Below are 25,949 nucleotides of genomic sequence, written 5' to 3' on the forward strand. Positions count from 1 at the left end.
GGTGGGGGCCGTGCTGGGGACTGCTTCTCTGGGTCTGGCACCCACTTGGCGTCCCGTAAGTGAATATGCATCGGCCGCCGGGATGCTCGGGCCGGTGCGCGCATTGCGGGGAAACCTTCACGTTTCCCGCTAGGGTGAGTCACTGCTATCTGGCGGCAACTGGCTTATCCGTAAGTGAAGGGCAGTGTTTCGCATGTTGTTCTTAAACTTTGGCACGTGGCGGCCTATTGCGCAATAAGTGAATCTGACTAATCCTAGAAACATGACTAAGTCCTCCATCGCCCCGGAGCGCGGCACCAGGCCCCGGAACCGGCGCGCCCTGATTCTTGCTGCGGCAGGTGACCTCTTCGCGCAGAAGGGATACGCGCAAGTCAGCATGAATGATGTGGCCAAGGCCATGGCGGTTCAACCATCTGCCCTTTACCGACATTTTCCGAGCAAGGGCGAGCTGCTTCGCGAGGCAGTTGTGGCCAGCCTCCAGCCCGTTTTGGATAGCGTCACCCAAGCTCCGGACGGCGACCTGGAACAGTTGATCGCGTCGCTGGGCAGGGCGGTTTTGGAGCACCGGGAAAACGGCGTGCTGTGGGAGCGTGAATCCCGGCACCTCCCGCCTGCCACCCGCTTCGATATTGCCAGCGGCGTCAAGTTCGCGATCAGCGGCAAACTGCAGTCCGGCAGCCATGCGTTGCCCGCTTCCGAGGCTGACCTGCGGGCTTGGGCGATGTTTGCTGTGATGATCAGTGTGTCGTGGAACCCTCACCGGCTCTCACGGGTGGAGGAAGAGTTCCAGCTGGCCAGGCTCGCCCGCACAGTACTCGTCATGCCATTGCCCCCGATTGAAGCGTCGGGGAACCATCGGCGCACGCAGATTCCCATGCCGCGTAGCCGCCGTGAGGCATTGCTGGCTGCCTCAATCCGACAGTTCGCTGCGTTTGGGTTTGAAGCCGTGAGTCTTGACGACATCGCCGCCGAGATTGGAGTCACGGGTCCCAGCATTTACCGCCACTTCGACAGCAAGGCGGAAATGCTTGCCGCAGCCCTGCATCGCGCCAAAGAAGCGCGGTGGATGGACATGTGGCGCGCTCTATCTGAAGCGGCTGACGCATCCGAGGCACTGCAGCGCATCCTTTCCTCGTACATTGCTTTCTCGCTGACCAGCCCGGAATTCCTGCAACTGGCCGTGTCTGAACGTCCACACCTGCCCGAGGGGGACTCGCGGACCCTAATGGAGGCGGAGGGCGACTACATCACCGATCTCGCCTCGCTGGTGGAGGACATTTACCCGGGTGCCAATCCGGAGGTAGTCAGAACCCGGGTGAAAGCGGCGCTGCACGTGATCAGCAGCGTTGTCCGTACTCCCTCCCTGCGGGACATCCGGGGCATCCAGGAAATTCTCGAACACATGGTAAGGGGCCTCATAGCACCCACAACCGAGCAGGGTGGCTTGTCATGAAGAAGCGCTGAACCAGCCAGGGCAAAGTTCCCAGGGCCACCTCTACTCCGACGCCCTCCACTCGCAATGGTTCCCTCAAAAATGAGATCTTGCGCACAAAGCATCTCAGCAATAAGATAATGACCACTGAAGTAATCTGCATCACTTCAAAGCTCATTCTGAGACAGGTGCCCTAAGCAGCCCTGATTACCACGGTCCACGCATAGCGGGGCCGACTCTTCGCAAAATTACCTGGAGGCACAATATGAGTGCAGTGGTTGCACAACCATCGGGCGCGAGTTCTCCGAGGAAGGTCGCATTCGCGAGCCTCATCGGTACGACTATCGAGTGGTACGACTTCTTCATCTACAGCACCGCGGCGGTGCTCGTTTTCAACCAGCTCTTCTTCCCCGGCTTCGACCCCACCACCGGGACCTTGCTTGCGTTCTCTACTTTCGCGGCCGGCTTCGTCGCGCGTCCCATTGGGGCGATTGTCTTCGGTCACTTCGGGGACAGGGCAGGCCGAAAGCCGATGATGGTCCTCACCATCCTGATCATGGGCATTGCCACCGTTGCGATCGGACTGTTGCCCACATATGACGCGATAGGCGTGTTCGCCCCTATTCTGCTGGTGGTGCTGCGGCTGACCCAAGGGTTCGCGCTCGGCGGTGAATGGGGTGGTGCAGTGCTGATGGCTACCGAACATTCCCCGAAGGGTCGGCGGGGCTATTTCGGTAGCTGGCCGCAGGCAGGCGTTGCCGTGGGGCTGATCCTGGCCATGACGTTGTATATACCCCTGGAATCGATGTCCAAAGACCTGTTCATGGCCTGGGGGTGGCGGGTCCCCTTCCTGCTTAGTGCGGTACTGGTTATCACCGGCCTGGTTATTCGCATGAAGGTCGCGGAAAGTCCGGAGTTTGATCGAGTCAAGGCTGACCACGGCGTTGTGCGTCTGCCTGTAGTCGAGGTACTTCGGACACACCCCAAGCAAGTGTTCCTTGTGGCCGGCGCCAGCCTGGCACCGGGAATCTTCTTCTACCTGATCACGGTGTACAACTTTGTCTACGCGGGGAAGTCAGGTGAGCTGGATTCGACGTCGATGTTGGTCCTGGTGATCGTAACCTCTGCCATTGGCTTCGTGGTTACCCCGCTCGCCGGTGCACTCTCGGACAAATTCGGCGGACAACGGGTATACCTGTGGGGCCTTGCCCTCATCGTCATCGTTGCGTTCCCGCTGTACTTTGCCCTGGACGGCGGCACGTATGGCTTCATCGCCGTCTGCTACTTTGCCGCAACGGTAGCCGTCTACATCCCATGGGCACTGACGCCGGCATATTTCTCCACTGCCTTTGACGCAAAGGTCCGCTACAGCGGACTGTCCCTGGCCACTACTCTCGGAAATCTCTTCGGCAGCGCCATTGCACCCCTTATAGCCGGTGCCCTGTTTGCCGCGACGAATGCGTCCGTCTCCACATCGCTATACGTGTTCGTCGCCGGAACTGTATCGATCATCTGCGCTCTTTTGCTCGGAAGGGTCATCCGAAACAAGGCATCGCAGGTCCGGAGGCGCAGCGATGCGACGGGAGTTGACGAGGTCCCCACACCCACGTTTTCCGAGTGATTTGACACAAGCATTTCCAACAAAGGAAGGAACCACCATGAGCGGCAACAACCAAGAGTTCAAGACATTTACGCTGGAACGAGCAACACCCACCATTGGGGCGTATATCCATGGACTGGATCTACGGGAAAAGATCACCCCCGAATGCCGGGCGGAACTACGGGAAGCTTTCCTGGAGTACCAAGTACTGTTTCTCCGCGATCAGCAGATTACGCCGGACGATCAGATCGAATTCGCCAAGGTGTTCGGCGATCCCCAGGAAGTAAGTGCGTTCTTCCCCTCACTCCCCGAATATCCGCACATTGAGGTGCTGGAGTCGCGTGGCCGGGCTGCAGGAACCGACGTCTGGCACTCGGACTTGACCTGGCAGGCAACCCCGAATTCGGCTACTTGCCTCCATGCCCAGGAAATTCCGCCGTGTGGCGGCGACACGCTCTGGGCGAGCATGACCGCGGCGTATGACGCCCTGCCGGAGAACGTGAAAAGCGTCATTGACGGGCTTGAGGGAGTGCACGACTGGGAAAAGGAACTCACCGGCGTTGTCCGCCAGGGGCCCGACGGCGAGGCGCGCTACGAGGAAACGCGGCGGAAGTATCCACCCATGACGCACCCTGTTGTGCGTAAGCATCCGGAAACCGGCCGCAAGCTCGTCTACGTCAACGCCTTGTTCACCACCCGGCTCACGGGTATTTCCACGCAGCTGGGGGACTCGTTGAGAAACATGCTCACGGATCTGGCCAGAACCCCGGAATACCAGGTTCGTTTCCGTTGGGAGCCGAACTCCTTGGTGATCTGGGACAACCGATCCACCCAGCACTACGCGGTGGGCGACTACCACCCTCACTACAGGCTGATGCACCGGGTCACGCTGAAGGGCGACCGCCCGGCGTAGGGGTTGTTGGAGCCGTGCCGGGCGGCCCGTTGTGGGGCGCCCGGCTGGCTAATAAGGAATACAGGTTTTGTCCGGCGAAAGAAGGCTGACCAATGCGAGGCCAAAAATTAGGGGCGGGGCTGATAGCCCAGAGCCAGTCCGCCCTTCCACCATTTGTTTTGCATCGGCCTGCTTCGCTGGGAGAGGCGGTGGCTCTTACACGGCAACATCCAGAAGCTGTGATTGCGGCGGGTTGTTCGGATCTCGTGGCGCAATTCCGCGAGGGATTAGAGCCGGAGGTTCTGATTTCCATCCAACGAATCAAGGAATTGCGGGCAATATCGAATGAGGACGGGCTGCTGCGCATTGGTTCCCTGGTGAGCCACGCTGAAGGCAGCAGAAGCCCGGAAATCCTGTCATCCGTCCCGGCCCTGGCAGCAGCCTGGGGATCAATTGCCACAGTTCGAATCCGCTATCGCGGCACCCTCGGGGGAAATCTCCTTGCCCGCCGCTATCGATACGAAATGCCTGTCATTCTGTCGGCCCTGGGTGCGCAGATGCAGTTTCAAGGCGGAGATATTGCAGCCCTGCCCGTCTCATCGCTCTGGGATCCGGACCCTGGCAATGTAGGTATTCTGACCGCCGTCACCATCGATACCCCGTCCCTGCTGTGGTTCGGTTACGAGCGGTCAATGCGCCCCCTCAGCACGGTGTCCCTCACGGTCCGAAAGAACCCACAGGCCGGCCTTACCGTCACTGCCGTCTGTGGCAGTGAATACCGGCAGCCTTTTGTTCTGTCACACACTGCGGAGGCGACTGCCATCACCGAGCTTGACCCGGCCTTTGTGGGCGAGGTCCTGGCGGCTCAGCTTCCGGACGAGGCGGGCGACTACTCGGGATCCATCGACTACCGGCGACACCTTGTGGGCGTTCTCTGCCGCCGTCTTCTTGCCGAAGCAACCGGTAACCAAAGGAAAGGATAGCCAGCCATGAGCCTTGAATCACCGGAATCAAGCCAGGAAACATTCACCCACAAGGTTGAATTTGAGCTGAATGGAAGCCCGGAAAGGCATTCTGTTCCCACGAGTACTACGGTCTTGGATTTGCTGCGCAACAGCTGCGGTAAGCAAGGCGTCCGTGCTTCGTGTGAGCGAAGTGTCTGCGGTGCCTGCACTGTTTTGGTTGATGACCTTCCCGTGGCTGCGTGTTCCACGTTCGCTTTCGACATTGACGGTGCGCGTGTTGAAACGGTTGAGGGCTTGGCTGCCCAAGACGGCACTTTGAGTGCCCAGCAGCAGGCATTCAGGGAATGCGGCGGCTTCCAATGCGGCTTCTGCACATCCGGCATGCTGATGGTGACCACAGCGCTGTTGCGGCAAAATCCGCAACCGGACCGGGAAGAGATCCGGGACTGGATAAGTTCGAACACCTGCCGGTGCACGGGTTACGAGATGATCCTGGAATCCGTGGAGCGTGCCGCGGAACTGGCTGGGGCCAAGCAGCAGGATCAGGCGCCCGAATGAACGGGATCGTGATTCCTTTCACGCCGAACGATTCGCCGATCGTCGGACGCGACCGCCCACGCCTGGACAGCACCGCCAAAGTCACCGGGCGCGCCATCTACACAGTGGACATCGAGAAGCCCGGGATGCTTCACGCGAAGGTGCTGCGGAGCCCACACGCGCACGCCCGGATTCTCAGCATCGACGCTTCGGCCGCCCGCTCCCTGGCAGGAGTCACTGCCGTGGTCACCCGCGAGGAAATCCATGGCTTGCATTCCTACGGTACTTACGTCAAAGACCAGCCGATTGTTGCCACAGACGCGGTCCGCTACGTTGGCGACGTCGTTGCTGCTGTGGCTGCCGTGGATGAACGCACAGCTTTTGCGGCCTTGGATTTGATTCGGGTTGAGTATGAGCCGCTGCCGGCGGTCTTTGATTCAACAGCAGCAATGGATTTATCAGCCCCTGCAATTTTTCCCGATCAGCCTTTTGCGGCTTATCCCGAGTATGGCGATGGCGCCTCGGGCGCGGCACACACCGCCCACAACGTGAGCTACGAATTCCGCTACGAAACGGGAGACGAGAGCATCTGGGCAGATTGCGACTACATCTTCGAGGACACCTTTACCTTCTCCCGGATGAACCACATGCACCTCGAGCCCTTTGCCACCGTTGCCGAGGCAACAGCCACTGAAATCGAAGTGTGGACCTCCACTCAAAGCCCTTTTCCCATGCGCAAGGAACTGGCCAGGGTTTTTGGGCTTCCTGAAAACGACATCCGGGTCAACGTTCCGCTCCTGGGCGGCGGTTTTGGAGCTAAGAACGGCCCAAAAACGGAGGCGATCGCTATCCGGCTTTCGCAGTTGTCGGCTGGGCGGCCGGTTCGCTACTGCATGAGCACCGAAGAAGTCTTCCTGACGCTGAGCCAGCATGACGCCATCCTCACGGTTAAGTCCGGGCTTAAGGCAGATGGCGAGTTCATGGCGCGCCAGTCCCGGGTGCTGCTTAACGGTGGCGCTTACGCAGATGCCAGTCCACTGGTGGCAGAGAAAGCCGGGTACCGGATGCCCGGAGCTTACCGCTGGAAACGGATAGATTCCGTCTGCCAGGCGGTGATCACCAACACCGTCCCTGCCGGCGCCTACCGTGGTTTCGGCGCAACCCAGGCCACCTGGGCCAGTGAGCGCCAAGTTGACCTGATCGCCGAGCGGCTGGGGTTCGATCCACTGGAGCTTCGACTCAAGAACGCCAAGGAATTGGGTGAGGAGTTCGTTCCAGGAGAAACTCCCATCGATTCGGATCTTAAGCTTGGCCTGAACCTGGTGGCCGACGCTATCGGTTATCGCAACCGCCCGCGCTCAGGCAACCGTGGCATGGGAGTTGCTATCGGCATCAAAGATGGTGGTGGCGTCAACAAGCCTGCCCAAGCCAGGGTCAAGGTGACCACCAATGGCGATGTCTTTCTAAATTGTGGCTTGGTGGAGATGGGCCAGGGCGGCCATTCGGCGCTGTGCCAAATTGTGGCGGAGACGCTGGCATGCGATCCGAAGCGGGTGAAATATGCCGCAATTGACACCGACAACACCCCTTTCGACCAAGGCACCAACGCCTCATCCGGCATCGCGGTCATGGGTCATGCAGTGCTTCAGGCTGCTGAGCGGGTGAGGAGTTCCGTGTTGGACGTGGCGGCAGAACACCTGCTGCTGGACCGCCAATCGATCCGCCTGGACAACTGGCACATCGTTGGCGCTGACGGCACCACCTATGAGCTCCCGCCGTTGATTATGGACAGATTCGGCGGAACAGGATTCGAGTTCAGCGCGGACGGGTACTTTAAGGTCCGTGCTTCCAGCAGCGCACCCCTGGAAGCACCCTGCATGTTTTGGGAGATCGGTTGGGCAGCCGCGGAAGTGGACGTCGATCCGGAAACGGGCCGGGTGGAGATTTTGCAGCTGGTTGTCAGCGGAGATGCCGGCAAGGTGGTGAACAAGCTGGGTTGCCGCGGCCAGGATGAGGGCGCCGCGGTCTTCGGATTGGCCCAGGCACTCTTCGAGGAACTGCGGTACGACGACGGCGAGCTGCTTAACGGCGAGGCGCTCCTCTACCGGGTGCCGCTGGCTGAGGACATTCCCCGGCGCTTTTCCTCCATCACCCAGGAGCAGGGCCATGGGGCCGGACCTTTTGGGACCAAAGGGATGGGCGAGGGTGGCATGCTTCCCATTGCGCCGGCGATTGCCCAGGCCATCGCTGACGCCACCGGGGCACAGCTCACGTCGTTGCCTATGACACCTGAACGGGTCTACAACGGCATCCGCGCTGCACGTGCGCGTCAAGGTGGGGCTCACGGAAATGCGTGAAGTGATGGAAAAGCTGGAGGAAGCGCTGCTGACCGGTCAGCGGCTCGCCTTGGCTACGGTGGTCCGCACGGAAGGTTCCGCGCCGCGGGCCGTCGGAACGTCCATGCTCGTCACTGAAGACGGATCGCCGGTGGGCTCAGTTTCGGGTGGATGCGTAGAGGCAAGTGTGATCGAGGCGGCAGCCGATGTCCTGGCCAGCGGGGTCCCGGAGCTCCACAGTTTTGGCATTTCAGACGACGACGGTTTCGGCGTCGGTCTGATGTGCGGCGGCAGCGTTGAGATTTTCATCCAGACGTACGAACCGGCCGCCTGCCCGCATTTCGCTTCATTGCAGCGGGCTTTGGCTGCGAACCTGCCCTGCGCCATGGTCACCATCTTCGACGGCGAACCGGGCTTTGTGGGTCGATCCGAACTGGTCCCGCAAAATGCGGACATCGAAGAGCTGTTTGAAGGTACCGCCCTTGTTCCCGATGCGGTCCGCGCCGCCGGGGACGCAGTCCAGGAGGCAATCGCCTCCGGAACCACGACGTCGGTCCTTCTTCCGGCGGCCACCGGCACCGAAAAGCCGCTGTCCTTGTTGATCGATGTCTACCGTCCGGCCCGTAGGCTGCTGATCTTCGGGGCGATCGATTTCTCCGCCTCGCTGGCCCACATGGGGGCTTTCCTTGGCTTTCACGTCACAGTTTGTGATGCCCGTGCTGTGTTCGCGACGGCCGAGCGCATTCCTTCAGCCCATGAGATCGTGATCGACCAACCGGTGCGCTACCTGCAGAAAGAAATTGCCCGGGGAAGGCTGGCCACTGATGCCGCTATCTGTGTGTTGACGCATGATGCCAAATTCGATGTTCCGGTCCTTGATGTAGCCCTAAGACACGGTTTCGCGTACATCGGCGCGATGGGTTCACGCCGAACTGCCCAAGACCGCCGGGAGAGGCTGATTGGCTTGGGCCACACGGATCAGTCGATGGCACCGCTTCGCTCGCCGATCGGACTGGACCTTTCCGCTTCCACGCCCGCTGAAACGGCGGTTTCCATCATGGCGGAGATCATCGCCGCCAAGAACCAGACGTCAGGCCTGCCGCTGGCGCACACCAGCGAACCGATCCACAAAGGCGCGCTGGAGCGCGCAGGTTATCAGCTGCGCCCAGCCGGCCAGCCGCCGTCGTTCTGTTATTGAGGCTTCCCCCGGAGTCGGTTGATGCCAAATTAACTTAAGACCTAAATATCTTGACAGAAAGTATCTTACTACTGATATTCTTTTCCTATGACGTAGTTCACATGAATTCACGGCCTGGGCATAACAGACAGATGAACGGAAGCTGAAGATGAGTACAGACAGCCTTGATACGCGGGATGAAATCTATGTGGGCGGCGTCTGGACCCGAGGCGGCGGCGCGCTGATCGAATCGGTCAATCCGGCTACCTCTGAGGTTTTCGCCACCCTCCATGGGGCAACGACGACGGATGTGGACGCCGCAGTGGCTGCCGGCCTGAAAGCCGTGGAAGAGTCGGGATGGGCAAAGATGCTCCCCCACGAACGCGCTGCCGTCCTGCACCGCATCAGCTCGGCCATCGAGATCAACGCAGATCGCATTGCCGAACTGCAGACGCTGGACACAGGTAAGACACTCGTGGAAACCAAGGCGCTCGCCATGAGCGCGGCAGCAACCTTCCGGTTCACCGCGGCTGCACTGGAAACCATGGAGAATGCGCTGACGTCCCCTCGCGGGAACTACCTCAGCATGTCCACCTATGAACCGATCGGAGTCGTCGGGGCTATCACGCCTTGGAACTCGCCGATTGCCAGCGACGCACAAAAAGTGGCGCCGGCACTCGCGGCGGGGAACGCCGTCGTGGTGAAGCCGCCGGTCTGGGCTCCATGGGTTTCGCTGCTGTTGGCACGGATTTGTGAGGAGGCCGGCCTCCCGGCAGGTCTGCTCTCTGTCCTTCCAGGCCCCGGCCGCGTCGTGGGCGACGCGATCGCGCGACACCCTGATGTGGGCAAGATTTCCTTCACGGGCGGGACTTCCACGGGGCGCCAACTGGGCCATATCGCAGCCGAGAAAATCATGCCCATCACCTTGGAGCTGGGCGGAAAATCTCCCACCATTATTTTTGCCGATGCCGACCTGGACCAGGCTGTGGCCGGCGTGCTTTATGGCATCTTCTCCTCGAGCGGTCAGAGCTGCATTGCCGGCTCGCGCGTCTTCATCCAGCGATCGGTCTACGACTCCGTTGTCGAAAGACTCGTCAAAGGTGCCGAAGCCCTGCGAATCGGACCAGGTACGGATCCAAGCACCCAGGTGGGGCCACTGGTCGCCCATGCCCACCGTGACGCCGTGGCCGGCATGGTTGAAGACGCGAGGCTGGCCGGCGCCCGAATCCTCTGCGGCGGCACTGCCCCCAATGACTGCAGGTTGCAGGCCGGTGCGTTCTACGAGCCCACCATCATTGCCGGCGTGAGCAACTCGGACGTCATTTGCCAGGAGGAAATTTTCGGGCCGGTGGCAGTCGTCCTGCCGTTTGATGATGAAGCCGATCTCGTCCTTCAAGCCAACGACAGTGTTTTTGGCCTGGCGTGCGGCATCTGGACCGCTGACTACCGCCTGGCCTGGAGAACAGCCCGGGCCGTTTCGGCGGGCACGGTCTGGGTCAACACCTACAAGCAGTTCAGTATCGCCACCCCGTTCAGCGGGCTTAAGGAAAGCGGTCTGGGCACCGAAAAGGGCCGGGACGGCATTCGATCCTATATGCACCAGAAGAGCATCTACATCGACCTCTCGGGTGCCTCCATTCCATGGGCCGCCAACTAGCTGGACCGGCTACCACCATCCTGCGTTCGAAAGGTACGTCAATGAATGCTCACCCCTACAGCCCCGCCTTTGTAGCCGGGGGATTCGGCTTTGTCTCCGGCGCTTTGTCGGTGGATGAACGTGGTATTGCCGTGCCCGGACGCTCCGAAGCGCTGGTCGCGGCAGCCGAGAGACTCTCCGAACGACTCGGATCCGTCGGTATGTCCTTGGCGGATGTCGTAAAAACCACCTACTTCGTCACCGACGTGACGCTGCGGGATGAAGCCAACAAGCACTACGAGCTGCTGTTCGAGTCGCCCCGCCCGGCACGTTCGTTTGTGGAGGTGGCCTCCCTGCCTTATGGAGCCACGGTGGAAATCGAAGCAATCGCGCACCGGAGGAAATGAAGACCAATGAGTGTGGAAATTCAGAATCGCAGGGTGGTGACTCCTGCTGGCGCGGAGCCGAAGGTGCTGACGCTCAGGGTGCAGCAGAAAACCTGGGAAGCCGACGGCGTCATCCGGATTACGTTTGTTGATCCCGCCGGGGCGGAGCTTCCGCAGTGGCTTCCAGGTGCCCACCTGAGCCTGCACCTGCCCAATGGGCTCACCCGCGAATACTCCTTGTGTTCGGACCCGGAAGACTCCACCAGTTGGACGGTTGCTGTGCTCCGAACCCCCGATTCCCGCGGTGGCAGCAGACTGATCCATGATGAGCTGCCGGTGGGAACGCTCATTAAGGTTGAGGGTCCGCGCAACAACTTCGAGCTTGAACATGCCGGGCGATATGCATTGGTAGCAGGCGGTATTGGCATCACCCCCATCATTTCCATGGTTCGGCGGTTGGAATCGGTCGGAGCTGACTGGTCACTGCTATATACCGGCCGGTCACGTTCCACCATGGCCTTCCTGTCAGAGATTTCAGGCCTGCCCCGGCATCGGATCAGTATTCACGCTGCCGACGAAGACAACGGCAACTACGCGGATCTTTCACAGGCAGTCGGTTCGCTCCCGCCTGAAGCCCTGGTGTATGCCTGCGGCCCTGAATCATTGATGCAGGCTGTCGCAGGAGCCATGGCAGACGACTCGAAATTGAGGATTGAGCGGTTCAAGGCACCGGACATCGTGCCCGGACCGGAACTCGACGCGACAAGTTTCGACGTCATCTGCCAAAGCACTGGCCAGCGGATTGCCGTGGGGCCCGATGTTTCAGTTCTGGAGGCACTGAACGACGCCGGCATCAACGTTCCCAGTTCATGTGCGGAAGGCATTTGCGGAACCTGTGAAACCGGAGTCATCGAGGGGGACGTTGAGCACCGTGATTTCCTCCTCTCACCGGCCGAGCGCGCAGAGAACAAATCAATGTTTGTTTGCGTCTCACGTTGCCGGTCCCGGGAACTGATTTTGGATCTCTAGTACGAACATCACTCGACTGAAGGTTGATTTCCCATGAACTATTTCTCAGCAGAGCCTGTCTGCAATCTGCGGTCGCTGCGTTCCGTGTCCCTGAAAGTGCCCGATACCCGGCCAGCGAAGGACTTCTACCATGAAGTCTGGGGCCTCTCCACTGTGGAGGAGGACACCGACAAATTTTGGCTCCGCGGAACGGGTTCCGAACATCACATCCTGAGGCTGGAAAAGGGCGAGCAGAACGCCCTGGGCGGGGTCTCCTTCGCCCTGTCCACGCCGCAGGACGTTGACCGTGCAGCCACTAAGCTCACCGCCCTGGGGATTCCCCTGTTCCGTGAGCCCGGTCCTTTGGATGATGCTGCCGGCGGCTACGGTCTTCAGCTGGTTGACCCTGAAGGCAGGCTGGTGGAACTTTCCGCTAATGTCCACGCCGTAGTCAGCCAGGAGCCGGCTGGTCGGCGGGCCCTGCCACGCAAGATCGCCCATGTGGTGCTCAATACCGTGGATATTGATCGTGCCACGGCTTTCTATACGCAGGTGCTGGGGATGCGGATTTCAGACTGGTCCGAGCACCAGATGGCCTTCCTGCGGTGCAACAGCGAGCACCATGCCATCGCGTTCAACCAGGCTCCCTGGACCTCGGTCAATCATGTGGCTTACGAGATGCAGAGCATTGATCACTTCATGCGCGGCATCGGCAACCTGAAGCGACACAACATCGCGCCTCAGTGGGGGCCGGGCCGGCACGGTCCCGGCGACAATACCTTTTCGTATTTCACGGACCCCTCTGGCCTGGTTTGCGAATACACCTCCGAAGTTGCCCAGGTGGATGAGGACAGTTGGCTGTGCCGCACGTGGGAGCGGACGCCGGAACTCTCCGACCAATGGGGAACCGCAGGTCCGCCCACTTCAGCGGTCCGAAGCGCCATGGCCGGCGTTCCGGACAGCGGGTACAGGTCGCTTGTAGTCCCTGGACGCGAGGATTACTTCTCAACGGTGGAAGCTCCTGCCGCAGAAAAAGCCCATGCGTAGCAGCTCCTTGCCGGCAGCCGCCGAAACGGCGCCGATGGACACCGTTGCCGAACGCCGGAAATTTGTCCACGGGGTCTCCCTTGTTATCCGCGGGGAAGGGATCCCGGTCTTCCTCATGCACGGCATCGGGGGAGCCGCGTCCTCCTGTGGGGCCCTGGCCCAGTTGCTGAGCGCTCATGGATACCAGACGTTTTGCTGGGATGCTCCCGGCTACGGCGAATCGGCAGCGCCACCGAAAGGCTTGGATCATCCTGATTTGGTTCTGGACATCCTGGCCACCTTGAATCTGGGCCCCGCCCACCTGATTGGCACGTCATGGGGTGGCGTTATTGCCACCCGGATAGCGGCCCAAGCTCCGGAGGCAGTGCGGTCCATTGTGCTGGCGGACAGCACCCGGGGTTCGGGAATTACACGAACAGCCGCGGAGCGCATGCTTGCCCGCGTCCCGGAACTGGCCGCCGTCGGTCCTGAAATTCTTGCGGCCCGACGATCGGCAAAGCTGGTCTCCCCATCCGCCCCGGCATGGGTGGCCGAAGCTGTTCGGGCGGACATGGCTGCCGTCCGCATGTCCGGCTTTGCGTCGGCCGCCGCCATGATGGCGCAGTGCGACACCACGGACCTGCTGCCCCGGCTGCGGATCCCGGCGCTGGTCTTGGTAGGCCAGGACGATGTGATCACTGGCGTGGCGGAATCCAAGGTCCTGGCAGAGAACATCCCCGGTGCTGCACTGCGCATCATTGCCGGTGCAGGGCACGCCGCAGTGCAGGAAAAACCGGAGGAGATGTCCGCTGCCATCCTCGCTTTCTGGGAGGGCATCCAATGACGCGCCTCGTGGTAGTTACCGGCTCCGGGCGTGGGCTCGGGTTCGACATTGCCGAACGATTGGCAAGCAGTGGAGACCGAATAGTCATTGCCGAGAAGAACACAGACCTCGCCGAGCAGGCGGCCGCCACACTTCGCGGACGGGGCTTTGACGCGACGGCGGTCATCACCGACATCGCTGACAAATCCTCGGTGGCGGACCTGGCCGCTGCAGTCCAGCAGCTGGGCGGTGCGGATGCACTGGTCAACAATGCGGCATTGGCCGACGGCGTAGGTGGGGACACCTTTTGGGAACTGGACGAAGATTTCTTCCAAAGGGTGATGACCGTCAACGCCTACGGGACCTGGCTGGTCAGCAAACACCTTTACCCGCAGCTGGCACAAAGCCAGGCAGGCTCCATTGTTAACATCGCATCGGACGCAGCGCTTTACGGCTCCCCACGGCTGGTCCACTACGTCGGATCAAAGGGGGCTGTCCTGGCGATGACCCGGACAATGGCCCGCGACGCGGGACCAGCCGGAGTCCGCGTCAATGCCGTCGCACCAGGGCTGACCCGGGTGGAAGCCACCGAGTCAGTGCCGGCCTCGCGCTACCGGCTCTACGAAGAGAACCGCGTCCTGCCCAGGGACCAAGAGCCCAAGGACGTGTCCGGCGTCGTCCAGTTCCTGCTGTCCGAAGCCGCAGGCTTCATCACCGGCCAGACCATCGTGGTGGACGGCGGCTTCGTGATGGGCCATTGAAGTCATTGGCCACTGAAGTCCTGCATTACTGAACCGCCCGCAGCGGAAAACCACTAACAAGGAGTCCCACAACATGGACCTGCAACTGAAGGACCGCACGGTGGTTGTCACCGGGGCGAGCTCCGGCGTCGGCCTTGCCACTGCCCGCTATTTGCTGAGCGAAGGTGCGCAGGTTGCTGCCTGTGCGCGCGATGCAGGCCGCTTGGCCGCAGCATTCGAGGAGTTTTCGTGGGCGGACAAGGACTCGATCTACCTTGCTTCGTGCGATGTCACCGACCAAGATGCCACGAACAGGTTTATCGCGGGCACTTTGGATCGGTTTGGTGCCGTTGATGGACTGGTCTGTAACGCTGGCCGATCCTTGATGGCAACGCTCCAGGAAACCACGGACCAGCAGCTGCGTGATGAGTTCAGTCTGAAGATTTTCGGCGTTTTGAACATGGTACGTTCCGCCAGATCTGCCTTGAATGCATCACCGCACGGCTCGGTGGTCAACGTCAATGCGATCCTCGCCCGGCAGCCCGAGTTACGCCTGGCTGCCACCTCTGCTGCCCGCGCCGCACTGCTTAACCTCACGCATTCCCTTGCCGAAGATCTGGCCGCAGAGGGAACGCGGGTGAATTCGGTCCTGCTCGGTCTGGTGGACACCGGGCAGTGGCGGCGTCGCTTCGAGGAAGCCGGCTCTGAACTCGACTACGAGGCGTGGAGTGCCCAAATCGCCGGTAACCGCGGCATCAAGCTGGGCCGTTTCGGCACGGCTGAGGAGGTGGCTTTCCATATTGTCTCCCTGCTTTCGCCCCTCAGCGGATACACCACAGGAGCAACGATCGACGTCGGCGGTGGCGTTGGGCGCTATGTCTAGCCAGCGGAACCTCATCAGGAAAGAGATCCAAATATGTCAGTGACACAAGAATCAACGGTCCCAAGGGGGCCAACGGGCGGTGACGTCCTGGTCCGTGTGATGCGCCGTCATGGCATCGATACGGCTTTCGGCGTGATCAGCATCCACAATCTTCCCCTCGTCGAGGCCGTGGACAGGGAGCTGAACTTTGTTGCCGTCCGCCACGAGGCCGCTGCAGTCAACGCTGCTGACGCTTATGCCCGTGCCTCGGGCAAAATCGGCATTGCCCTCACCAGCACCGGCACAGGAGCCGGCAACGCCGCAGGTTCCATGGTGGAGGCGCTCACCGCCGGAAGCCGTGTGCTGCACATTACCGGCCAGATCGACAGCGAATTCATGGGCAGCAACCGTGGCGTGATCCATGAGGTCCCACGCCAATTGCAGATGCTCCACGCGGTCTCCGGCTATGCCCGCACCATTTTTAACGGCAAGGATGCCGAGGCGGATTTGGAGGAGGCAATCGCACACCTGCTCTCCTCTCCTCACACACCGGCCAGCATCGAGTGGCCTACTGATCTGCAGTACCTTGCCCACCCGGAGGATCAGCGCCCGGTTGATGCCCAGGTGAAGCCTTTACCCGATTACGACGCCGATGCTGTCGCCGAAGCCGTTCGGCTCCTGGCCGGTGCCAAGCGACCACTGATCTGGGCCGGGGGAGGAGCGGCCGGCGCGGAAAAGGAACTTGCAGCTCTGCTGCACCGTCTCGGCGCGGGATTGCTAACCAGCAACTCCGGCCGGGGCGTGGTTCCGGAAGACAACCATCTTGTCATCGGGAACTTCGCCACCACTCCCGCCGCAGTCCGGCTGATCGAACAATCTGATCTGCTGTTGAGTGTTGGCACGCACTTCCGTTCCAACGAGACGAAGCACTATTCACTCAAACTGCCCGGCACCCACATCCAGCTGGATCTCAACCCTGAAGCCGTGGGCCGGGTGTATCCGGCCACGGTGGGTCTGGTGGGCGACTCCCGCGCAATACTGGAGGCGATGGTCACCCAGCTGGGTAGCCATTCCGTGGATCCCGGCTGGTCGCAACAGGTGAACGACGTCCGCCTTGAGGTACGGGCCGAGCTGACTGAGTACATCGGTGGCTATGCGGAAATCTGCCACAGCCTCAGGGAACGCCTGGACCGTAAATCCGTTATTGCACGTGATGTGACCATACCCTCCAGCCAGTGGGGCAACCGCCTGCTGGAAATGTACTCCCGCGAGACCAATATCTTTCCGCTAGGAGGCGGAATCGGCCAAGGTTTGGCCATGGGCATTGGAGCAGCCTGCGCCCGCCCGGATGTTCCCACGGTAGTTATTGCCGGCGACGGCGGCCTTGCCGTTCATCTGGGTGAACTCGCCTCCCTTGCCGGTTCAGGGGTCTGGTGCGTGGTGTTGGTCTTCAACGACGGCGGCTATGGGGTGCTGCGCAATATGCAGAAAGCCAACGGCTTCGCGGAGGCAGGAGTCAACCTGCACACACCGGACTTTGCTTTGCTCGCGCAGTCACTGAACCTGCCATTCTGGCAGGTGCGCGGCCCGGGGTCCTTTGACGCGGCCTTGGTCGAAGCGCTCGCGGTGCGGGGGCCAGCGGTAATCGAGATCGACGTCACCGCCTTGGACCCCGTCCCGGGCGCATTCGTGCCGCCGGTGCACATACCAACCCCACATCAGTAGAGGAGAAGGGGAGCACATGAAATCAAGTACGGAAGTAGATCCGCGCCCCGGCCATGCGCCAAGCGACACGATGGAACCCCACGATGTCATGCCACAGCATGACGTTATGTGCTTGCACGGTCGGGGGGGAGCAGGCGAATGGTTTGCCCATCAGCTTGACGCTTTGGGCGCCCGTGCCTGGGAACCCCGAATCGGCTTTAGCTTGGACGTTACGGGACCGCCTGGACAGATGGATGAGTGGGTTGAAGCCGCCTCGTCCGCGCTTCACGAGTCAACGGAAGGTCCTGCGCACATTCTGGCCACCGGAACAGCCGCATATGGGGCCATAACCCTAGCCGCGCTGCACCCGGAACAGGTCAAGAGCCTCATCCTCGGTGACCCGCTGGTGGACATGTCTGTCGACGGATTTGTGGCCACGCTCCGGCGGGTGCGGGCGCCGTTGTTGGTCATCGCCGCCGCGCCTGACATCGATACCGATATCTCCGTACCGCAAAGCATCGCCGGCGGCATCAGTAACGGGGTTTTCGTCATCATCGACAACACCGCCGTTCCAGCACATCAAAGCCGATCCCACTCATTTAACGAGTGGAGCAGGTCATTCATGAATATCGCTGAAGGTCTGCACACTGTCACCGAAACACAGGAGGAACACAGTGCCTGAACAATATCTTGAAGCCAACCAGTCCCGCTTGGGTCCGCCCAATCCTTATGAACTGAAGCTGGCCGGGGCCCTGTCCGAGATTTTTGCCAGTGGCAGCCATGAACTGCCGGCAATCGTCGCGGGCCTGAACAATCTGGGCCTCAACGCCCCGGACGGTGAACCCTGGGATGAAACCCGATTCCGTTCCGAAATGCGACGACTGGGAGATTAGGACATGACAACTGCAACTGCAACTGCCACCGCAGCAGCCGGAGCCAGGGCCGGCAGGGCCAAGATCAAAACTGTTGTCGGCACGCGCCGCCAACTCGACGCCGCAGAGCTGGCTGCAACGGGATTGAGGGATCGCTGGTATCCCATTTACCCGTCGCGATTCGTGGGTCCAGGCGACATGGTTAAAGTCCGGCGGCTGGGCGTGGATTGGCTGCTGTTCCGTGACGCCAGGGGGCAAATCCGGATGCTGGAGGATCGCTGTCCCCACCGCAGCGCCCCTTTGTCCGTCGGCCAACACTTGGGGGACCGGGTGGCTTGCAAGTATCACGGCGTTCAGGTGGACGGACACGGCACGGTGGTTTCGGTCCCAGGCATGCCGGGCTGCGCGCTTGAGGGCAAAACAGTGACGGCGTCGTTGGCTGTGGAGGAAGGCGCTGACATGATCTTTGCCTTCATGCCCTTGACCGAGGACTCGGAGGTGACGGAGTTCAAGCTGCCCGACCGCCTGGACAACCCCGAGGTTTCCTGGTTCTCCAACTACGCGGAATGGAATAGTCCGTGGCGTTTCTACATGGACAACGTGTTGGACCCAATGCACGGTGCGTTCCTCCACCGTGACTCGCATTCGATGTTTGGCGGTGATACGAGTGCCCGCTTCCGCATCCGCGAGACCGATCGGGGATTCTTCTTCGAGAAGACTGACCAGCGAGGCAAGAACTTTGACTGGGTGGAGTACTGCCGTGAATCCATGGATTACGTGGACCTGGAGATCCCGTACGCCGATTCGGCAGGCCCCGGGGGTTCTTTCGGGATCGTAGGGATGTCCACTCCCATCGATGCCCAGACCTCCGCCGTCTTCCATTGGCGTACCCGGACCGTTTCCGATTGGGAACGGGACGTCTGGCGATTCATGTATAAGACAACCCTTGAAGCAAAGCACTGGGTGGTCTTGGAGCAGGACCGGGAACTGTTGGAGGCGCTGGCTGCGGATGCCGATAAGGACGAGCACTTGTACCAGCACGATCTTGGGGTAGCCAGGATCCGTCGGGTCCATGATGCCGATGCCCAGAAGCAGGCGGCCATTCTCTCAGAGGGACTCGCCTAGCCCGTCCTTCAGGTTGGTGATTCCACCGGCCATTGGATGGATACAGCAAAGAGCCTGCAGCTCGAAAATCTTCGAGCTGCAGGCTCTTTCTGGTTGCCTTGATGGAGTTCTTCCCATCCCAAGCAATCCAGCAAAACAGAACCCGGGTACCGGCCGCGTTGGCCGGTACCCGGGTTCGTGAAGATCTAGCGGGTCACGCCATACATCTCCGAGGTAGGGGGATAGAAGGGGATCTCCGGCTTCTTGGCGCCGATGATCACGCAGATAATCGCGTCTTCATCGCTGACGGTGCGCAAGCTCCGGGGAACGCCTGCCGGCACCCGGATCAGATCGCGGTAGCCCAGCACGCGGCTTGCCTTTTTGTTGCCGTCTTCGACGTCGTGAACGCTGAACTCCACCTGTCCTTCGAGGACAAAGAACACCTCTTCGACGTCCGGGTGCGTGTGCTCGGGACCTACACATCCGGCGGGCAGCACCATGTTGGAAAAGGTGAAGTGTTCCGCCTGCAGGATGTTGTTGTCGTCAGAGTGGTCTCCGGTTGCTCCGGAACCGATGTAGCGGACCTGTCCGCGTCGGAATTTCTCACCCATTTTGGTCTGGAATTTCAGGGTATTGAAGTCAACAACCCGGCTCTCACGCGAGGCGATAGCCGAATCAATCAGCTCCTCAAGTTCCGGTAACTTGCTGTCGATAACGTCGCTCATGATGGACCTCTCTCGGATGGTTATTGCCAGATTTCGCAAGAGCCAGACGCGGAGTGAATCTCCCTCGACTCTAACTATCTCAAGACTAAGATATAATGGATCACACTGCAAGATGTCGGTGGAAAGTGTGCGAAAATTGCCGCACGTATTGGGAAGCTCAGTGTTAAGATACTTAGACCGGACGAAGGAGAGACTGCCCATGACCACCGAATCGCGGAACACTGACATGGACGCCGTGGACGCCATTATTGAGGACTGGCACCGCGAGCGCCCCGATCTTGATCCCAGGACCATCGGCGTCTTTGGCCGCCTGCAGAGCCTGGTGGCACGGCAGCGGGCTGTTCAGGATGTGAACTATGAGGAGTACGGGCTCACGTTGGCATCCTTTGATGTTTTGGCGAACCTGCGCCGATCCGGCCCGCCGCATCGGAAGACGGCCGGTGAACTGGCAAGTTCATCCATGCTGACCACAGGTGGCATCACCTTCCGGCTGGACCGCATGGAGGAACAAAACCTCATTGAGCGGGTTCGGTCGAAGGAGGATCGTCGCGTTGTCTACGCCCAGATGACGGACCACGGCAAAAAGCTCATTGACGAGGTCATTTCAAAGCATCTGGAAACGCAGCGCAATATGCTCGCCGGCCTGACCGCCAAGGAGATCGACCAATTGGCGCTGCTACTGAAAAAAGCTGAAGCCTCCATCGTCGCCTATGACCCGAAGGCTTCCTCCGCGGACGAACTCACCCTGAACGTCTAGACGATCACGGCGCCGGTTCGTCCATCCACTCCATCAAGCAAGGAATCGAATGAAGCCAGGAGCCCGCAGGATCGGAATAATCGGACATGGAGCCATTGGGGCCCGTGTTGCTGCTGACATTGCCGCTGGAAAAGTCAAAGGGGCCACCCTTGAAGGAATCATTTCCCGCAGCGCCATAGACAACGCGCCGGCTCCCCGGCTTGAGATTGACGAAGCGTTGGAGCGCTGTGACCTGCTGGTTGAATGCGCAGGGCAGGAGGTCTTGATAGACCATGGCGAGGCGGTGCTTTCTGCGGGCGTAGACCTGCTCGCTACCTCATTGGGGGCGCTTGCGGACCCACACCTCTCAGCGAGGTTGTCGGCTGCAGGGCCCGGCAGGCTTTTCTTGACCCCGGGCTCCATTGGTGGCCTGGACCTGTTGGCGTCGGGCGCCCGCGCAACAGGCTATGACGCCGTCAGGATAACCACAACCAAGCTCCCGGGTTCCCTGATTCAGCCGTGGATGGACGAGGTGGAGGCCGATCGCATTCGGAACACGTCCGGTCCCATCGAGATCTTTTCCGGTCCCGCAGCCCAGGCCACGCAATTGTTCCCCAAGTCGCTTAACGTGGCAGCCGCCGTCGCCCTTGCAGTAGATGACTGGGACGCTGTGGCTGTGTCGGTGAGGGCCGACCCGGCGGCCGAGCTGACGACGCACTTGATCGAGGCTTCCGGAGGCAGCGGGAATTACCGTTTTGAAATCTGCAACAAAGTATCGCCGCAAAACCCGCGAACCAGCGGCGTTGTGCCGTTCGCTGTGCTCCGGTCCCTGGAACTGATCATCGGCGCGCGCGGTGGAATGATTTAGGCCCTGAACCGCTCGCCGAAGCTTGCGCTACGGTGGTCCCTTCCCGCATCGCTATCCTTGAATGATGAGCGAACTTGCGCATTCCACCATCGCCCTTGAGGGCCATTTCGCCCGGGACTTCCCGGAGATGGCTATTCCGTGGCGGGCGGAAGAAGCGCCTGATCCGCAGCTTTTGGCACTCAACGAGCCCCTCGCCGTCGAGCTCGGTCTTGATCCTGGTTTCCTTCGCAGCCCGGAGGGCCTACGGCTGCTGATAGGTAATGCCCTCCCGGAAGAGGCAACCCCGGTGGCCCAGGCGTACTCAGGCCACCAGTTCGGTTGGTACTCGCCCCGTTTGGGGGATGGCCGGGCCCTTTTGCTGGGGGAGATCGCTGGCACTGACGGGAAGCTCCGCGACGTCCACCTTAAGGGCTCGGGGCGGACGCCCTTTGCCCGCAACGGTGACGGCCAGGCGGTGGTGGGTCCCATGCTTCGCGAATACATCGTGAGCGAGGCGATGCATGCTTTGAACATTCCCACCACGAGGTCCCTGGCGGTAGTCGCGACGGGCCGTCCGGTTCAGCGTGAGACCCTCCTGCCGGGCGCAGTTCTGACCCGTGTTGCCAGCAGTCACCTGCGAGTGGGCAGTTTCCAATACGCCAGGGCAACCAACGATATGGATCTGCTGCGCCGCCTTGCCGACCACGCGATCGAACGCCACCACCCGTCGGCGGCGGGGGAAGCCAACCGCTATCTCGGGCTCCTCAAAGGCGTGATTGCGGTCCAAGCGAAACTGGTGGCCCAGTGGATGCTCGTCGGCTTCGTGCATGGTGTCATGAATACCGACAACATGACCGTGTCCGGCGAAACCATCGATTACGGTCCGTGCGCCTTCATGGAAGGCTTCGATCCGGGAGCGGTCTACAGCTCCATCGATGAAACCGGACGCTATGCCTATCGCAACCAGCCGCTGGTTGCCGAGTGGAACCTCGCCCGTTTCGCCGAATCACTCGCTCCCCTTATTCATGAGGATGACGAGCAGGCGGTGGCCCTTGCCGTCGAGGCACTTAACGGATTCCGCCAGCAGTACAGTGCTACCTGGTTCGACGGCATGAAGGCCAAGCTTGGGCTACCTCAGGGAATTGACGACGGCGTTGCCTCACCTTTGGTGGATGACCTGCTTGAGTTGGTTCAAGAGTCACGTGCGGATTACACCTCGTTTTTCCGCAGCCTTGGCAAGGCCGCCCGCGGGGACGTTGAACCTTCCCGGGGCATGATCCTTGACCTGGCGGCGTTCGATGCCTGGCTGGAACGCTGGCGGGCTGTGTCTCCGGATGCCGATGCCATGGACCGCATCAACCCGGTCTACATCCCCCGCAACCACTTGGTCGAAGAAGCCCTTTCGGCCGCCACGGAAGGGGATACCGGGCCAGTTGAACGCTTGCTTGAGGCAGTTGAGGCCCCATTCAGCGAACGCCCGGGCCTGGAATATTACGCCGCGCCCGCTCCCGACAGCTTCGGGCCATACCGGACGTTCTGCGGCACTTAGTTCGGTGCACGATATTTGAATTTCAAAGGGTTTCAGGGGCACGCCGTTTCCGCATACCGGGCTTGCGGCACGACCCCTCCCAGCAGGGGTCGCATTCTTCCTCTGTTATTGACCTACCTGCCCGCACGTGCCGTTGAGCTTGAAGTCAGACCAAGCTGGGCTCGTCTCGGTGAATCCGTTCGTCGTGGCTGACAGGGATGCAAGATCACTGTTGGTGGAGTGATGGCCATATCCTGGGGTCACGCCCGGAACCTCAGCAACGTCTCCCAGTGGATGGTTCTCAAAAGCGGTTTGGCTGGCACAATCAAACGATTCGACTATGGGGTGGATCGTTGCTGACGCAGCCGGCGCGAGTCCTAAAGTTCCCGCGAACGCAATGCCAATAATTGCGAGTGATTTAGTCGTCAGGCTCATAGTATTCTCCTCCGAAGACAGGAGCGTCGGGCGGCGCCCCGAGCACCATTAAGCTCCCGCCCAAGACGCAAGGCAAGACAGCGAAGGTTCCCACCCGGGTCTGGGGGAGCTACAGGCCGCAGCTGGTACTGCTCCTCCTAAGCGGACGTGCTAGCTCCGGATGGTTTTTAGGGCCGTCGACCACGCAAGGACTTGCTCAATGAGGACATCCAGGTCTTCTTCCGCCGTTGCACTCGGGGTGAACGTCGTGAAAGCTTCAAAGTCCGTAGCGAAGGGCAGTGCCACTTGTGCCCGGACGTCGGCCATTTGGAGTTCGCCGGATATCAGACGAAGGTTTTCAACCGCGCGCACCCCACCGGCACTTCCGTAGGAGACAAAGCCAGCGGCCTTATTGTTCCATTCGGCGTAGATGAAATCGAGTGCGTTCTTCAATGCCCCGGGAACGGAGTGGTTGTATTCGGCCGTGACAAAGATGTAGCCATCGAATTCCGCTACTGCGCGTGCCCACGTCTTGGTGTGCTCGTGTTGATAATTCCCCATGGATGGAGGCATTGGCTCATCCAACAACGGCAGCTTGTAATCGGCCAAATCAAGCAGTTTGTACTCGGCGCCGCCTTTGGCCACCGCCCGTTCAATCACCCAATCGGCCACCTGCATGCTTCGCCGCCCGGGACGGGTGCTGCCCACAACAACCGCGATCTTAACCATTTCGATCACATCCTTCAAAAGGAACTTTGAATGGATTTATAAAGTTCTCAACATCGGGACAGGCCTCTTTCATCCCTCGGAACTGCCTCCTCGCTGCGGGCCTCATCGGATCCTTGCCCCACAACATATCGAGGTCTAGCCTAAAAGCGGGAGCATGGTCCAGAGGTGGGCAGCAGCCTCCCTTTCTTGAGGAAACAGTCGATGTCGATCATCTCTGATCCCTACCTCCCGGGCGGTTTTCCATCGCCGGGACGAAGTCGATCGGACTATCCTCAGGCGCTCCACTTTCCGGAGATCACAACCATTCTGAACCGACGCGTACTCCAGCGCGCCTCGGAGGCCTACCGCTGTCCGATGTTTGCGGGCAGCTCCAACAATAGGAGGAAAAATGGAAACCGTCGAAGAAACCATCGATGTCGCCGTCCCGGTACGCACGGCCTACAACCAGTGGACCCAGTTTGAGTCCTTTCCCCAATTCATGTCCGGTGTAGAGTCCGTGACTCAACTGACTGACACCACCAACCATTGGGTCACCAAAATCGCTGGCGTTGAGCGCGAATTCGATACCGAAATCGTCGATCAGGAGCCAGATGACCGAATCGCCTGGCGCAGTACCGACGGGAACTCCCATGCCGGCGTCGTGCGGTTCACCCGGATGGATGATAACCACACCAAAGTCAACGTCCATTTCGAGTGGGCACCGGAAACCTTTACCGAGAAGGCAGGTGCGGCCTTGAAGATCGACGAGATGCAGGTTAAAGCCGATCTGCGGAAATTTAAGGACTTTATTGAGTCCCGGGGAACAGAAACAGGTGCTTGGCGCGGTGAGGTGGAGGACAGCGGTCCGGGCGGACAGCTTTAGAAAACCCGCTTCGAACGGCTCGGAAAGCAGTATCTCATGCGAAGAGTTCCAGCGCTTGGAGTATTGGCAGTTGCGGCAGTGGCTTTGGCGGGGTGCAGTGGGGGTGGGGGCAGTGCAGCAAGTCCTTCATCTACCACCACGTCGTCAGCGCCAACCTCGGCCTCGGCGCCGGCCCAGGAGAAGGTCTACAGCGAGGATGAATTGCGAGAGCTCATCTCCGGCATGAGGGATGGAGATGGCAACGAACTCAAGCTCTATTCCAAGGAGCAGGTAGACCAAGGTGGCAAGATCGCCGATCTGCTTTTGAATACGGCCAGTGTGGATCCCGAGGATTGCAAGGACATCGCCACGGCTGGGCTGGTAGACAAGGTTGAACACGGAGATGTTGCCGTGGCCCTGTCTGACAGTGATCAGCCCAGGTCCCTGTCCGCGCAATCCGGCAGCGAAGGTCCTGACGCGGAAAAGGTTCTCAAGGACATCAGCGGAAACATGGACAAGTGCGCAAAGTTCACTGTGAAAGCTGTTGGCCAGACTTATGAAGTCTCCAGTGAGGAATTGGACGCCAAGACGAAGGCAAAGGAAACGTTCGGAACAATCAGCACCCGTTCCGACGAAAGCCAGAAGAAGCTGATGCAGGTTTCCGCGGCCGACGGGAGGTTGCTGGTGGTGGCCACTAAGAGTGGGCCAAGCCTGGGCGATCCTGACCAGAAGGAACTCGAAGACCTGATCAACAAGGTGCTTGCGAAAGCCGAGGGCGGTAGCGAAACTCCCGGTGAAATGATGAGCAGTTCTTCCGGAAGCATGACCAGCTCGCCCAGCAGCATGAGCAGCTCGCCGTCGTCCAAATCGTTGACACCGACACCAACCATGAGCACCTCGGAGGGCAGCGTTACTTCCTCATCGTCGCCAAGCACATCTCCTTAGACCGTTCAGGGTGGGCCCAATTGACTCAGGGCCCATCCCCGTTTGATCTTCTCCGCAAGCGCTTGCGTTAATCCGGCGTTGCCG

26 protein-coding genes are annotated in these 25,949 nt (G+C 60.4%); 23 read left to right on the forward strand and 3 right to left on the reverse strand.

What is annotated here, in order from left to right; all coding sequences use genetic code 11:
• Positions 1-262 precede the first annotated feature (262 nt).
• The 18 genes from J2Y41_RS00925 (at position 263) to J2Y41_RS01010 (ending at position 19,121) form a co-directional block, all read left to right on the forward strand.
• The gene (locus J2Y41_RS00925; RefSeq protein ID WP_309925335.1) at positions 263-1,453 is read left to right on the forward strand and encodes a helix-turn-helix domain-containing protein; all 1,191 of its coding nucleotides are present in this window, start codon (positions 263-265) and stop codon (positions 1,451-1,453) included.
• Positions 1,454-1,697: 244 nt separating this feature from the next.
• Positions 1,698-3,053: an MFS transporter gene (locus tag J2Y41_RS00930; protein WP_309925338.1), complete on the forward strand. Its 1,356-nt coding sequence runs from the start codon at positions 1,698-1,700 to the stop codon at positions 3,051-3,053.
• 37 nt (positions 3,054-3,090) lie between these two features.
• Positions 3,091-3,945, forward strand: a complete 855-nt coding sequence (locus J2Y41_RS00935) for a TauD/TfdA family dioxygenase (protein WP_224165205.1) — start codon at positions 3,091-3,093, stop codon at positions 3,943-3,945.
• Between the two features lie 92 nt (positions 3,946-4,037).
• Positions 4,038-4,907 carry an FAD binding domain-containing protein gene (locus tag J2Y41_RS00940; protein WP_309925341.1) on the forward strand — a complete coding sequence of 290 codons (870 nt, stop codon included), beginning with the start codon at positions 4,038-4,040 and terminating at the stop codon, positions 4,905-4,907.
• Positions 4,908-4,913: 6 nt separating this feature from the next.
• Positions 4,914-5,447 (forward strand): 2Fe-2S iron-sulfur cluster-binding protein, encoded by a 534-nt coding sequence (locus tag J2Y41_RS00945; protein WP_309925343.1) that lies wholly within the window; start codon positions 4,914-4,916, stop codon positions 5,445-5,447.
• Positions 5,444-7,783, forward strand: a complete 2,340-nt coding sequence (locus J2Y41_RS00950) for a xanthine dehydrogenase family protein molybdopterin-binding subunit (RefSeq protein ID WP_309925345.1) — start codon at positions 5,444-5,446, stop codon at positions 7,781-7,783. The genes J2Y41_RS00945 and J2Y41_RS00950 overlap by 4 nt, the downstream gene beginning before the upstream one ends.
• Positions 7,776-8,960 carry an XdhC family protein gene (locus tag J2Y41_RS00955; RefSeq protein ID WP_309925347.1) on the forward strand — a complete coding sequence of 395 codons (1,185 nt, stop codon included), beginning with the start codon at positions 7,776-7,778 and terminating at the stop codon, positions 8,958-8,960. The genes J2Y41_RS00950 and J2Y41_RS00955 overlap by 8 nt, the downstream gene beginning before the upstream one ends.
• Positions 8,961-9,108: 148 nt before the next feature.
• Complete coding sequence (locus tag J2Y41_RS00960) at positions 9,109-10,596, forward strand: aldehyde dehydrogenase (protein ID WP_309925350.1); 1,488 nt, start codon at positions 9,109-9,111, stop codon at positions 10,594-10,596.
• Positions 10,597-10,637: 41 nt separating this feature from the next.
• Complete coding sequence (locus J2Y41_RS00965) at positions 10,638-10,982, forward strand: RidA family protein (RefSeq protein WP_309925352.1); 345 nt, start codon at positions 10,638-10,640, stop codon at positions 10,980-10,982.
• Between the two features lie 6 nt (positions 10,983-10,988).
• The gene (locus J2Y41_RS00970) at positions 10,989-11,990 is read left to right on the forward strand and encodes a PDR/VanB family oxidoreductase (protein ID WP_309925353.1); all 1,002 of its coding nucleotides are present in this window, start codon (positions 10,989-10,991) and stop codon (positions 11,988-11,990) included.
• Positions 11,991-12,023: 33 nt separating this feature from the next.
• Positions 12,024-13,016 (forward strand): VOC family protein, encoded by a 993-nt coding sequence (locus J2Y41_RS00975; protein ID WP_309925354.1) that lies wholly within the window; start codon positions 12,024-12,026, stop codon positions 13,014-13,016.
• Positions 13,009-13,839 (forward strand): alpha/beta hydrolase, encoded by an 831-nt coding sequence (locus J2Y41_RS00980; protein WP_309925355.1) that lies wholly within the window; start codon positions 13,009-13,011, stop codon positions 13,837-13,839. Before J2Y41_RS00975 ends, J2Y41_RS00980 begins: the two co-directional genes overlap by 8 nt.
• Positions 13,836-14,579 (forward strand): 3-oxoacyl-ACP reductase family protein, encoded by a 744-nt coding sequence (locus tag J2Y41_RS00985; protein ID WP_224165195.1) that lies wholly within the window; start codon positions 13,836-13,838, stop codon positions 14,577-14,579. Before J2Y41_RS00980 ends, J2Y41_RS00985 begins: the two co-directional genes overlap by 4 nt.
• Before the next feature lie 73 nt (positions 14,580-14,652).
• Positions 14,653-15,441: an SDR family oxidoreductase gene (locus J2Y41_RS00990; RefSeq protein WP_309925356.1), complete on the forward strand. Its 789-nt coding sequence runs from the start codon at positions 14,653-14,655 to the stop codon at positions 15,439-15,441.
• A 33-nt stretch (positions 15,442-15,474) separates the two neighbouring features.
• The gene (locus tag J2Y41_RS00995; RefSeq protein WP_309925357.1) at positions 15,475-17,145 is read left to right on the forward strand and encodes a thiamine pyrophosphate-binding protein; all 1,671 of its coding nucleotides are present in this window, start codon (positions 15,475-15,477) and stop codon (positions 17,143-17,145) included.
• Positions 17,146-17,161: 16 nt separating this feature from the next.
• Positions 17,162-17,806, forward strand: a complete 645-nt coding sequence (locus J2Y41_RS01000) for an alpha/beta hydrolase (RefSeq protein ID WP_309925358.1) — start codon at positions 17,162-17,164, stop codon at positions 17,804-17,806.
• Complete coding sequence (locus tag J2Y41_RS01005) at positions 17,799-18,017, forward strand: recombinase-like helix-turn-helix domain-containing protein (protein WP_309925359.1); 219 nt, start codon at positions 17,799-17,801, stop codon at positions 18,015-18,017. The genes J2Y41_RS01000 and J2Y41_RS01005 overlap by 8 nt, the downstream gene beginning before the upstream one ends.
• A gap of 3 nt (positions 18,018-18,020) precedes the next feature.
• Positions 18,021-19,121 carry a Rieske 2Fe-2S domain-containing protein gene (locus J2Y41_RS01010; RefSeq protein WP_309925360.1) on the forward strand — a complete coding sequence of 367 codons (1,101 nt, stop codon included), beginning with the start codon at positions 18,021-18,023 and terminating at the stop codon, positions 19,119-19,121.
• Between the two features lie 185 nt (positions 19,122-19,306).
• Here J2Y41_RS01010 and J2Y41_RS01015 read toward each other — a convergent pair whose 3' ends face one another.
• On the reverse strand, positions 19,307-19,825 hold the full coding sequence (locus tag J2Y41_RS01015; RefSeq protein WP_224088646.1) for a cupin domain-containing protein: 519 nt from the start codon (positions 19,823-19,825) through the stop codon (positions 19,307-19,309).
• Positions 19,826-20,024: 199 nt separating this feature from the next.
• On the opposite strand from J2Y41_RS01015, the gene J2Y41_RS01020 reads away from it, so the two are divergent.
• The 3 genes from J2Y41_RS01020 to J2Y41_RS01030 all read left to right on the forward strand — a co-directional run bounded on the left by J2Y41_RS01020 (position 20,025) and on the right by J2Y41_RS01030 (position 22,957).
• Positions 20,025-20,582 (forward strand): MarR family winged helix-turn-helix transcriptional regulator, encoded by a 558-nt coding sequence (locus J2Y41_RS01020; protein ID WP_224088645.1) that lies wholly within the window; start codon positions 20,025-20,027, stop codon positions 20,580-20,582.
• A gap of 49 nt (positions 20,583-20,631) precedes the next feature.
• A complete protein-coding gene (locus tag J2Y41_RS01025) occupies positions 20,632-21,429 on the forward strand; it encodes an aspartate dehydrogenase domain-containing protein (RefSeq protein WP_224088643.1) in 798 nt (265 codons plus the stop codon).
• Positions 21,430-21,493: 64 nt separating this feature from the next.
• Positions 21,494-22,957 (forward strand): protein adenylyltransferase SelO family protein, encoded by a 1,464-nt coding sequence (locus tag J2Y41_RS01030; RefSeq protein WP_309925363.1) that lies wholly within the window; start codon positions 21,494-21,496, stop codon positions 22,955-22,957.
• A 105-nt stretch (positions 22,958-23,062) separates the two neighbouring features.
• Here the strand turns inward: J2Y41_RS01030 and J2Y41_RS01035 are convergent, their stop codons facing one another.
• Together J2Y41_RS01035 and J2Y41_RS01040 are read right to left on the reverse strand one after the other, a co-directional pair.
• A complete protein-coding gene (locus J2Y41_RS01035; RefSeq protein ID WP_224088639.1) occupies positions 23,063-23,371 on the reverse strand; it encodes a hypothetical protein in 309 nt (102 codons plus the stop codon).
• A 150-nt stretch (positions 23,372-23,521) separates the two neighbouring features.
• Positions 23,522-24,079, reverse strand: coding sequence for an NAD(P)H-dependent oxidoreductase (locus tag J2Y41_RS01040; RefSeq protein ID WP_309925364.1), 558 nt, complete (start codon positions 24,077-24,079; stop codon positions 23,522-23,524).
• Between the two features lie 388 nt (positions 24,080-24,467).
• Between J2Y41_RS01040 and J2Y41_RS01045 the strand changes: the two genes are divergently transcribed.
• Positions 24,468-24,941, forward strand: coding sequence for an SRPBCC family protein (locus tag J2Y41_RS01045; RefSeq protein WP_309925365.1), 474 nt, complete (start codon positions 24,468-24,470; stop codon positions 24,939-24,941).
• Between the two features lie 36 nt (positions 24,942-24,977).
• Positions 24,978-25,865 (forward strand): hypothetical protein, encoded by an 888-nt coding sequence (locus tag J2Y41_RS01050; RefSeq protein WP_309925366.1) that lies wholly within the window; start codon positions 24,978-24,980, stop codon positions 25,863-25,865.
• The last annotated feature ends 84 nt before the right edge of the window (positions 25,866-25,949 follow it).

Origin of the sequence: Arthrobacter sp. 1088, from assembly GCF_031455315.1 — a bacterium.
Classification (GTDB): domain Bacteria; phylum Actinomycetota; class Actinomycetes; order Actinomycetales; family Micrococcaceae; genus Arthrobacter.

What these genes read in the sequence shown, in the direction of transcription:
- J2Y41_RS00925 (WP_309925335.1), top strand. Translation starts at nt 263, where the DNA reads ATGACTAAGTCCTCCATCGCCCCGGAGCGCGGCACCAGGCCCCGGAAC.
- J2Y41_RS00930 (WP_309925338.1), top strand. Translation starts at nt 1,698, where the DNA reads ATGAGTGCAGTGGTTGCACAACCATCGGGCGCGAGTTCTCCGAGGAAG.
- J2Y41_RS00935 (WP_224165205.1), top strand. Translation starts at nt 3,091, where the DNA reads ATGAGCGGCAACAACCAAGAGTTCAAGACATTTACGCTGGAACGAGCA.
- J2Y41_RS00940 (WP_309925341.1), top strand. Translation starts at nt 4,038, where the DNA reads ATGCGAGGCCAAAAATTAGGGGCGGGGCTGATAGCCCAGAGCCAGTCC.
- J2Y41_RS00945 (WP_309925343.1), top strand. Translation starts at nt 4,914, where the DNA reads ATGAGCCTTGAATCACCGGAATCAAGCCAGGAAACATTCACCCACAAG.
- J2Y41_RS00950 (WP_309925345.1), top strand. Translation starts at nt 5,444, where the DNA reads ATGAACGGGATCGTGATTCCTTTCACGCCGAACGATTCGCCGATCGTC.
- J2Y41_RS00955 (WP_309925347.1), top strand. Translation starts at nt 7,776, where the DNA reads ATGCGTGAAGTGATGGAAAAGCTGGAGGAAGCGCTGCTGACCGGTCAG.
- J2Y41_RS00960 (WP_309925350.1), top strand. Translation starts at nt 9,109, where the DNA reads ATGAGTACAGACAGCCTTGATACGCGGGATGAAATCTATGTGGGCGGC.
- J2Y41_RS00965 (WP_309925352.1), top strand. Translation starts at nt 10,638, where the DNA reads ATGAATGCTCACCCCTACAGCCCCGCCTTTGTAGCCGGGGGATTCGGC.
- J2Y41_RS00970 (WP_309925353.1), top strand. Translation starts at nt 10,989, where the DNA reads ATGAGTGTGGAAATTCAGAATCGCAGGGTGGTGACTCCTGCTGGCGCG.
- J2Y41_RS00975 (WP_309925354.1), top strand. Translation starts at nt 12,024, where the DNA reads ATGAACTATTTCTCAGCAGAGCCTGTCTGCAATCTGCGGTCGCTGCGT.
- J2Y41_RS00980 (WP_309925355.1), top strand. Translation starts at nt 13,009, where the DNA reads ATGCGTAGCAGCTCCTTGCCGGCAGCCGCCGAAACGGCGCCGATGGAC.
- J2Y41_RS00985 (WP_224165195.1), top strand. Translation starts at nt 13,836, where the DNA reads ATGACGCGCCTCGTGGTAGTTACCGGCTCCGGGCGTGGGCTCGGGTTC.
- J2Y41_RS00990 (WP_309925356.1), top strand. Translation starts at nt 14,653, where the DNA reads ATGGACCTGCAACTGAAGGACCGCACGGTGGTTGTCACCGGGGCGAGC.
- J2Y41_RS00995 (WP_309925357.1), top strand. Translation starts at nt 15,475, where the DNA reads ATGTCAGTGACACAAGAATCAACGGTCCCAAGGGGGCCAACGGGCGGT.
- J2Y41_RS01000 (WP_309925358.1), top strand. Translation starts at nt 17,162, where the DNA reads ATGAAATCAAGTACGGAAGTAGATCCGCGCCCCGGCCATGCGCCAAGC.
- J2Y41_RS01010 (WP_309925360.1), top strand. Translation starts at nt 18,021, where the DNA reads ATGACAACTGCAACTGCAACTGCCACCGCAGCAGCCGGAGCCAGGGCC.
- J2Y41_RS01015 (WP_224088646.1), bottom strand. Translation starts at nt 19,825, where the DNA reads ATGAGCGACGTTATCGACAGCAAGTTACCGGAACTTGAGGAGCTGATT.
- J2Y41_RS01020 (WP_224088645.1), top strand. Translation starts at nt 20,025, where the DNA reads ATGACCACCGAATCGCGGAACACTGACATGGACGCCGTGGACGCCATT.
- J2Y41_RS01025 (WP_224088643.1), top strand. Translation starts at nt 20,632, where the DNA reads ATGAAGCCAGGAGCCCGCAGGATCGGAATAATCGGACATGGAGCCATT.
- J2Y41_RS01030 (WP_309925363.1), top strand. Translation starts at nt 21,494, where the DNA reads ATGAGCGAACTTGCGCATTCCACCATCGCCCTTGAGGGCCATTTCGCC.
- J2Y41_RS01035 (WP_224088639.1), bottom strand. Translation starts at nt 23,371, where the DNA reads ATGAGCCTGACGACTAAATCACTCGCAATTATTGGCATTGCGTTCGCG.
- J2Y41_RS01040 (WP_309925364.1), bottom strand. Translation starts at nt 24,079, where the DNA reads ATGGTTAAGATCGCGGTTGTTGTGGGCAGCACCCGTCCCGGGCGGCGA.
- J2Y41_RS01045 (WP_309925365.1), top strand. Translation starts at nt 24,468, where the DNA reads ATGGAAACCGTCGAAGAAACCATCGATGTCGCCGTCCCGGTACGCACG.
- J2Y41_RS01050 (WP_309925366.1), top strand. Translation starts at nt 24,978, where the DNA reads ATGCGAAGAGTTCCAGCGCTTGGAGTATTGGCAGTTGCGGCAGTGGCT.